The organism is Terrabacter sp. RAF57 (assembly GCF_052113925.1).
Lineage (GTDB): Bacteria > Actinomycetota > Actinomycetes > Actinomycetales > Dermatophilaceae > Terrabacter.
Genome location: NZ_JBFRDT010000013.1, coordinates 42,257 through 49,351, shown reverse-complemented (window position 1 = coordinate 49,351; position 7,095 = coordinate 42,257). Strand labels below are relative to the sequence as shown.

Sequence of the window (7,095 nt, the reverse complement as noted above, 5' to 3'; positions counted from 1 at the left end):
CCCCCACGTCCGCAGCACACGGCATACGCCATCTGCCGGGCGGCGCAGCGACCGTCAGGTCGTCCGGACCTTGCGGAAGGCGACCCAGGCGTCGTTCATCCGCTCGACCTGGCCGTGGGTGAACATGTTCATGCACGAGTCCTGCGTGTAGTCCATGAAGTTGTGGATCGGGTCGAGTCCGGGCGCGCTGCACGTGTCGGCCCCCGTGGGGCAGTCGAAGTGCGGGACGGCCTCCCGTGGGGTGTCGGCCACGAAGTCGCCGCTGGCGGAGCAGGCACCCTTGAAGGTGTGCTCGAGCATGAGCCAGTGGCCGACCTCGTGGGTCAGCGTGTCACCTTCGGCGTACTTGCCGGCCGTGCCGCCGGGCATCGACTCGTCGAGCATGACGACGCCGTCGATGAAGTCGCGGCCGTTGTTGTAGCCCTTGGGGAAGTAGGCCCAGCCGAGCAGACCCCCGCCGATGTTCGCGGAGTAGACGTTGAGCGTCTCGGAGTTGCCCGTGTAGAGCGCCTTCTTCATGTCGCGCTCGGTCTTGCCCGGCGTGACGGTGTACCACTGCGCGTTGACGGTGTAGTCGATCTTCGCCAGCGAGAAGCGGAACGGTGAGTCGGCCGCACCCGGGGCGGTCCTGCCGCTGTACGAGTTGTTGAGCACCGTCATCTGCGCGGTGATGAGTCGCTGCCAGCGTGCCTTCTCGGTGACCGAGAGCGCGTGGTCGGAGACGACGTGGAAGACCGTCGGGACGTGGACGCTGCCGTTGGACATCCGTGGCGCGTCCTTGACGACGCCGTATGCGTTCGCCTCGTTCGTGGAGTAGAGCTCCGGCTCCTTGGCGGTGCTGCCGGCACGGACGCGCGCCACGTCGGGCGCCGTCTCGCACGCGGCCGCACCGGGCGAGGCCTCCGTGGGGGCGTGGGTGGCACCGGTCGGAGCGGCGCTGACCGTCGCGCCGGACGACCCGGCGGCGACGACGCTGAACGCGGCGGCGGTGACGGCCATCCAGCGGAGGGCGGGCTTGCGTGGCATACGTGATCTCCCCTGTGGTGGCCCCGGCGTGCAGTTCTCGGAACCTACTCCGCGCCGGGGTCTCCACGGGGCCTTGGCCGGTCACGAAGTCTGACCGGGCGGAACGGTCGGCCCGAGCCCTGTGACACGACGGATCCCGTCGCCCGGCTTGCGGCAATCTTGCGGAAACCACGGCATTTGGGGGGTTTCGATCTTGCAGTCCGCACGGCACAGTGGTCGTTGTGGGGGAGGAAGCCCGACAGCACCGTGGGGGGACGGGTCGGGGTAGGACCGGCGGGGGAGCCGGCTGGGGGGTGAGGACGGGGCGGGTTCTGCCGGGGGAGTCGGCGGGACCCGCCCCGACCGCTGTCCGGCGACGTCGTGGCCCGTGGCGGGTCGGTGTCCTGACTGCCCCGATCTGTGCGGTTTCCTCACGGGACGTGCCGGCGCGGGTGGACACCGGGGGCAGGGCCCGCAGGCCCCTTCTCGGGAGAAGGGTCGGCGCGGCCCGGCGGACGGCGCGGCCCTCGTGGTCGACGAGCACCGGGCCCGACTCCCACCCCCGGGTCCGTGCTCTCCCCTCAACACCGTCCGGGTGCCGACCGGTCCGCGAGCGGGCCACTCGGTGCAGGACTGGCCGGCGGTGGTCGCACCCCGCCGGCCAGCCCCCCACGGTGGCGGCGCGCCGGCGCCACCCGTGTCCGGTGGGGCAGCAGGGGCTTGAACCCTGGACCGACGGATTATGAGTCCGCTGCTCTGACCGGCTGAGCTACTGCCCCGGGACCGTCAGCAGCTCGGCCGCTGAGATCGGTCGGAGTCTAGCGACCGGTCGGCGACCGTCGTGGAGGCGGGCGTTGGGCGGGCACGGTCGCCGGGCACCCAACGTCTAGGCTCGCCGTTGACCACCGACCCCGGGCACGTGAGGAAACGACGAGCATGAGTGACGGCATCCGCGTGGCAGCGGTCGACGACGTCGAGCCCGGTGAGGCGCTCGTCCTCGACACGGCGGTCACGGGCACGGACGAGCCGATCTCGCTCTTCCGCGACGACGACGGCACGTACTACGCCCTTGACGACACGTGCTCGCACGAGGACGCCTCCCTGGCCGACGGGTGGATCGAGGCCGGCGAGGTCGAGTGCCCGCTCCATGCCACCCGCTTCTGCCTGAGCGACGGCAAGCCGATGTGCCTGCCGGCGACGAAGCCGGTGCGCACCCACAAGTTGGAGGTCCGGGACGACGAGGTCCACCTCTTCCCGGGCGTGGCCGCCGGTACCTGAGCGGAGCGAAAGCCACATATCGGTTCCTGAGACTGCTGGTGCCGATGTGTCTCGTGGTGCACAATGGGCAAGTGCTCGCCGTCGAGCACGTTCATCCGGCACCACCGAGTCAGTCCACCGGCACGTGAAGCAGCAGGCGTTGGGGAAGACGTCCCTGCAACTTCAGGAGGTTCGGATGGCTGTCGCGATGCCGCGCACCACGACACGCGGGGTTCTGTTCGTACACGGAGCCCCGGCCGCGCTCTGCCCGCACATCACCTGGGCGATCGAGGCCGTGCTCGACCAGCCGCTGACGTTCGACTGGATCCCCCAGCCGGCCGCGCCTCGCATGGTGCGGACCGAGCTGTCCTGGACCGGCGCCCCCGGCACCGGGGCCGAGCTGGCCAGCGCGCTGCGCGGCTGGGACGGGCTGCGCTACGAGGTGACGGAGGAGCCGTCGCCCGGCTGCGACGGGGCTCGATGGTCCTACACGCCGCGGCTCGGCATCCACCACGCCATGACGTCGGCGTCCGGAGACGCCGTCGTCCAGGAGGACCGACTCAGGGAGGCGATCCTGCGCACGCGCGGCGACGTCGAGGCGCTCCAGGACGAGATCGACCTGTTGCTCGGAGTCCCCTGGGACGAGGAGCTGGAGGTCTTCCGCTACGCCGGTGACGGCGCCGCCGTGCGCTGGCTGCACCAGGTGGGCTGACCACCAGACGCCTCGCCCGCCGCGGCCTCCAGCGCGGTGCACGAGGTGACGAGGGCCCGGGCGGTTCGTGCTCCCGGGCCCTCGTCATGTCTGGTGCAGCGAACGGTCCTCGGAAAACCGCTGGCCGACGGGTGCTGCGGTCTGTCATCATCGACCGGGGCGCGACGACCGCTGTGCCCCAACACTTCTCACCGTCCGCGGACGAAAGGCCTGTCATGGCAACGGGACTCACCATGAAAGCGAAGCGCAGCCTGTGCCTCGCCGATGTGGCCTACCCGTTCGTCGGGGAGTGCGGCATCCGGCACCCCCAGCCACGACGTCCCTGCCTGCGACCTCGCTGACGCGACGAGCCTCACCCGCTCCCATCGTCGAGCCGCCCCCGGGATGACCCGGACGGGCGGCTCTTCTCGTGCCGCCCGTCGACCTGACGACCCACGACGACCCCGACGACACCACGGAGAGGAGGACCGACCATGACCCAGGTCGAGGTGTGGAACGCCGACGAGACGCTGCTGCACCGCGTCTCGGTGCGGCACGCCGTGCGGATGATCTGGCGTGGCGTCGCGACCCCCGTCGAGGTCCACGCGACAGAGCGTTTCGGCCCCTACCAGGTGCCGGTCGTCGTACGGCTGGTGCGCTACGTCGAGCAGAAGTGGCTCTACTCGCGCACCCGGGCCGCCTACTCGCGTGAGGGTGTGCTGCTTCGCGACCGGCACCAGTGCGCCTACTGCGGCCGCTTCACGGCCACGACCATGGACCACGTCCTGCCGCGATCGCGAGGCGGTGCGACGTCGTGGACCAACGCGGTGGCGGCCTGCGAGCCGTGCAACCTCCGCAAGGGTGACCGCACCCCGGACGAGGCGCGGATGCCGTTGCGCTGGGAGCCCTACGTCCCGACCCGGGTGCAGCTGCACTTCGCCCGGACGACCACATCGACCGCGACGCACGTCACCGAGCTCGGGAAGGAGCCCGCCAGATGACGAGGAACCGTACGACCCTTCGCACCCAGTCCCTCGGACAGGTCGGTCTCCGCCCGGCTACCCGGGGCGGCCAGGCGCTCGACGCGTGGATCTTCCGCGCCGCGTCGGAGCATCCCTTCGAGCTGGGCGGCGCCCTGCCGCTCTGCGCGGCGGAGGATCCGGACCTCTTCTGGCCGGCCACCGAGGCCGAGGCCGATCAGGCCAGGACGGTGTGCCGGGCGTGCCCGCTCGCCGAGGCCTGCCTGGCCGTGGCGCAGCAGCGCCTCGAGTGGGGCGTCTGGGGCGGGCAGCTGCTCGCCAAGGGGCGCCCGACGACCGAGCTCCCCGGCAACGTGCGCCCGTCGGCGCACGACACGGCGCGCAGCGCCTGACACCGAGGACGTATGCCGGGTGGCGCGCTCGCGACGGACGCCGCCACCCGGCATACGCCCTCACCCGACTGACCACCCCACGGGTTACACGAGACCGGGCGACCGCCCGGCACCACGAGAGGATGACGACCATGACCACCTTCCCTGTCGCGCTCCCGGGCGCGCAGGCATCCACCCTGATGTGGGCCGACCCCGCTCAGGTCGAGCCCGCGGCCCTCGAGCAGCTGCGCACCATCAGCCGTCTGCCGTGGGTCCACGGCCTGCGCGTCATGCCCGACGTCCACCTCGGCAAGGGCGCCACGGTCGGCTCGGTCATCGCCATGCGCGACGCCGTCTCCCCGGCTGCGGTCGGCGTCGACATCGGCTGCGGCATGACCGGGGTGCGCACGAACCTCACCGCTGCAGACCTTCCGGACGACCTCGGCCCGCTGCGGTCGGCCATCGAGGCCGTTCTCCCCGTCGGCTGGCACGCGCACGACGGCGCGGCCCCGGTGCTCTCGCGCGACGCGGGCCTCGCGAGGCGGTTCGACGGGCTGATGGGCCGCTTCGTCCAGCTCCGGGCCCCGCGGGTCGCTGACCGTGCTGGTCGGGCTGCGGCGCAGTGCGGTTCGCTGGGATCGGGCAATCACTTCTGGGAGCTGTGCGAGGGCGACGACGGGCACCTGTGGCTCATGCTGCTCTCGGGGTCGCGCAACATCGGAAAGGAGCTCGCGGAGCGGCACATCGCCACGGCCAAGACGCTCGAGCACAACCTCGGGCTGCCCGACCGTGACCTTGCGGTGTTCCTCTCCGACACGGACGAGATGACGGCATACCTCCACGACCTCTACTGGGCCCAGGAGTACGCCCTGCTCAACCGTGAGGTGATGATGGCGACGACGCGCGAGGTCGTGGCGAGGCACTTCCCGCACGTCGTGTTCGACGAGCCGGTGCGCTGCCACCACAACTACGTCTCGGAGGAGACGTATGACGGGGTGGACGTCGTCGTGACCCGCAAGGGCGCGATCCGAGCCGGAGCGGGCGACCTGGGGCTGATCCCGGGATCCATGGGCACCGGGTCATACGTCGTGCGCGGGCTCGGCAACACGGCGTCCTTCAACTCGGCGAGCCACGGGGCGGGCCGCCGGATGTCGCGCAACGCCGCGAAGCGGCAGTTCACCGTCGAGGACCTCCGGGCCCAGACGGCTGGGGTGGAGTGCCGTAAGGACGCTGGGGTCATCGACGAGATCCCTTCTGCCTACAAGGATCTCGAGTCAGTCATCGCGGCACAGGCGACCGGGCCGAGCCCTCTCGTGGAGGTCGTCGCGAGGCTGAACACCCTGCTCTGCGTCAAGGGCTGACACGCGGACGCGCGGGCGCCGGAACCCGGAGTGCCCACCCGACGAGCACGTCGGGTGGGCACTCCGTGAGGCAGGTGCGTCAGATGCTGCGGATCGCCAGGGCGACGTTGTGGCCGCCGAAGCCGAACGAGTTGTTCAGGGCGGCGATGTCGCCGTCGGGCAGCTTCTGGTGCTCACCCGTGACGACGTTGAGGGGGATCTCGGGGTCCTGGTCGTCGAGGTTGATCGTCGCCGGCACGAGGCGGTGGTAGATCGACTGGATCGTGATGACCGCCTCGAGCGCACCCGCCGCGCCGAGCAGGTGCCCGGTCATCGACTTCGTGGCCGTCACCGACATGTTCTCGGTGTGGTCGCCGAAGGCCCGCTTGATGGCGTTGTACTCGGCCACGTCACCGACGGGGGTGGAGGTGGCGTGCGCGTTGATGTGGATGATGTCGGTCGGTGACAGGTCGGCCCGCTCGACCGCAAACAGCATCGCCCGTGCGGCACCGGAGCCGTTGGGCTCGGGGGCGGTGATGTGGTGGGCGTCGGCGGACATGCCGACGCTCGCGAGCTCGGCGTAGATGCGGGCGCCGCGGGCGCGGGCGTGCTCCTCCGACTCGAGGACGATGACGGCGGCGCCCTCACCGAGGACGAAGCCGTCACGGCCGGTGTCGTAGGGACGCGAGGCTCCGGCCGGGTCGTCGTTGCGCGTCGAGAGTGCCTGCATCGCGGCGAACCCCGAGATGGGCAGCGGGTGCACGGCGGCTTCCGTGCCGCCGGCGACGACGACGTCGGCGCGGCCGGTGCGGATCATGTCGATGGCGTAGCCCATGCTCTCGGCGCCGGACGCGCACGCGCTGACCGTCGTGTGGGCCCCGGCGCGGGCGCCGAGGTCGAGCGACACGGCTGCGGCAGGCCCGTTGGGCATGAGCATCGGGACCGCGAGCGGGTAGACGCGGCGCGGGCCCTTCTCCTTGAGCACGTCCCACTGGTCGAGGAGGGTCCACACGCCGCCGATGCCGGAGCCGATCGCGGCTCCGAGTCGCTCGGGGTCGACCTCAGGGGCGCCGGCGTCGGCCCACGCCTCACGTGCGGCGATGAGGGCGTACTGGCTCGACGGGTCGAGACGGCGCGTCTCGACCTTGGCGAGCACGTCGATCGGCTGGGTCGCTATCGTCGCGGCGAACGTGACGGGGAGCTCGTACTTGGCGACCCAGTCGAAGTCCATCGTACGGGCGCCGGACCGGCCGGCGAGCAGGGCCTCCCACGTCTCCGTGGCGGTACCGCCCAGGGGCGTGGTGGCTCCGAGACCGGTGACCACGACGCGTCGGTCGCGATTGGACGTCATGGTGACGTGCTCCTCTGAGTCGAGTGGGGTGGGGTGGTGCGAGTGGTGCTGGGTCTGACGAGGCTGCTGTGGTGCTGCGTGGGTGGCGAGAGCCGCCGGT

7 protein-coding genes and 1 tRNA gene are annotated in these 7,095 nt (G+C 71.2%); 5 read left to right on the top strand and 3 right to left on the bottom strand.

Features of this window, described 5'->3' with window-relative positions; all coding sequences use genetic code 11:
- Positions 1-54: 54 nt before the first annotated feature.
- Positions 55-1,026 (bottom strand): zinc metalloprotease, encoded by a 972-nt coding sequence (locus tag AB4Y83_RS15285; protein WP_442297388.1) that lies wholly within the window; start codon positions 1,024-1,026, stop codon positions 55-57.
- Between the two features lie 684 nt (positions 1,027-1,710).
- Positions 1,711-1,784 (bottom strand) — tRNA-Ile (locus AB4Y83_RS15280).
- 157 nt (positions 1,785-1,941) lie between these two features.
- Between AB4Y83_RS15280 and AB4Y83_RS15275 the strand changes: the two genes are divergently transcribed.
- The 5 genes from AB4Y83_RS15275 (at position 1,942) to AB4Y83_RS15255 (ending at position 5,665) form a co-directional block, all read left to right on the top strand.
- The gene (locus tag AB4Y83_RS15275; protein ID WP_442297387.1) at positions 1,942-2,283 is read left to right on the top strand and encodes a bifunctional 3-phenylpropionate/cinnamic acid dioxygenase ferredoxin subunit; all 342 of its coding nucleotides are present in this window, start codon (positions 1,942-1,944) and stop codon (positions 2,281-2,283) included.
- Between the two features lie 175 nt (positions 2,284-2,458).
- Entirely contained in the window at positions 2,459-2,974 is a 516-nt protein-coding gene (locus AB4Y83_RS15270) for a DUF3145 domain-containing protein (protein ID WP_082620014.1), read from the top strand.
- Between the two features lie 473 nt (positions 2,975-3,447).
- Complete coding sequence (locus tag AB4Y83_RS15265; RefSeq protein ID WP_442297386.1) at positions 3,448-3,954, top strand: HNH endonuclease; 507 nt, start codon at positions 3,448-3,450, stop codon at positions 3,952-3,954.
- A complete protein-coding gene (locus AB4Y83_RS15260) occupies positions 3,951-4,325 on the top strand; it encodes a WhiB family transcriptional regulator (RefSeq protein ID WP_056780035.1) in 375 nt (124 codons plus the stop codon). Before AB4Y83_RS15265 ends, AB4Y83_RS15260 begins: the two co-directional genes overlap by 4 nt.
- Before the next feature lie 131 nt (positions 4,326-4,456).
- Positions 4,457-5,665, top strand: coding sequence for an RtcB family protein (locus AB4Y83_RS15255; RefSeq protein WP_442297385.1), 1,209 nt, complete (start codon positions 4,457-4,459; stop codon positions 5,663-5,665).
- A 79-nt stretch (positions 5,666-5,744) separates the two neighbouring features.
- Here the strand turns inward: AB4Y83_RS15255 and fabF are convergent, their stop codons facing one another.
- Positions 5,745-6,995, bottom strand: coding sequence for a beta-ketoacyl-ACP synthase II (fabF, locus tag AB4Y83_RS15250; RefSeq protein WP_442274658.1), 1,251 nt, complete (start codon positions 6,993-6,995; stop codon positions 5,745-5,747).
- Positions 6,996-7,095: the final 100 nt, after the last annotated feature.

What these genes read in the sequence shown, in the direction of transcription:
- fabF (WP_442274658.1), bottom strand. Translation starts at nt 6,995, where the DNA reads ATGACGTCCAATCGCGACCGACGCGTCGTGGTCACCGGTCTCGGAGCC.
- AB4Y83_RS15255 (WP_442297385.1), top strand. Translation starts at nt 4,457, where the DNA reads ATGACCACCTTCCCTGTCGCGCTCCCGGGCGCGCAGGCATCCACCCTG.
- AB4Y83_RS15270 (WP_082620014.1), top strand. Translation starts at nt 2,459, where the DNA reads ATGGCTGTCGCGATGCCGCGCACCACGACACGCGGGGTTCTGTTCGTA.
- AB4Y83_RS15265 (WP_442297386.1), top strand. Translation starts at nt 3,448, where the DNA reads ATGACCCAGGTCGAGGTGTGGAACGCCGACGAGACGCTGCTGCACCGC.
- AB4Y83_RS15260 (WP_056780035.1), top strand. Translation starts at nt 3,951, where the DNA reads ATGACGAGGAACCGTACGACCCTTCGCACCCAGTCCCTCGGACAGGTC.
- AB4Y83_RS15285 (WP_442297388.1), bottom strand. Translation starts at nt 1,026, where the DNA reads ATGCCACGCAAGCCCGCCCTCCGCTGGATGGCCGTCACCGCCGCCGCG.
- AB4Y83_RS15275 (WP_442297387.1), top strand. Translation starts at nt 1,942, where the DNA reads ATGAGTGACGGCATCCGCGTGGCAGCGGTCGACGACGTCGAGCCCGGT.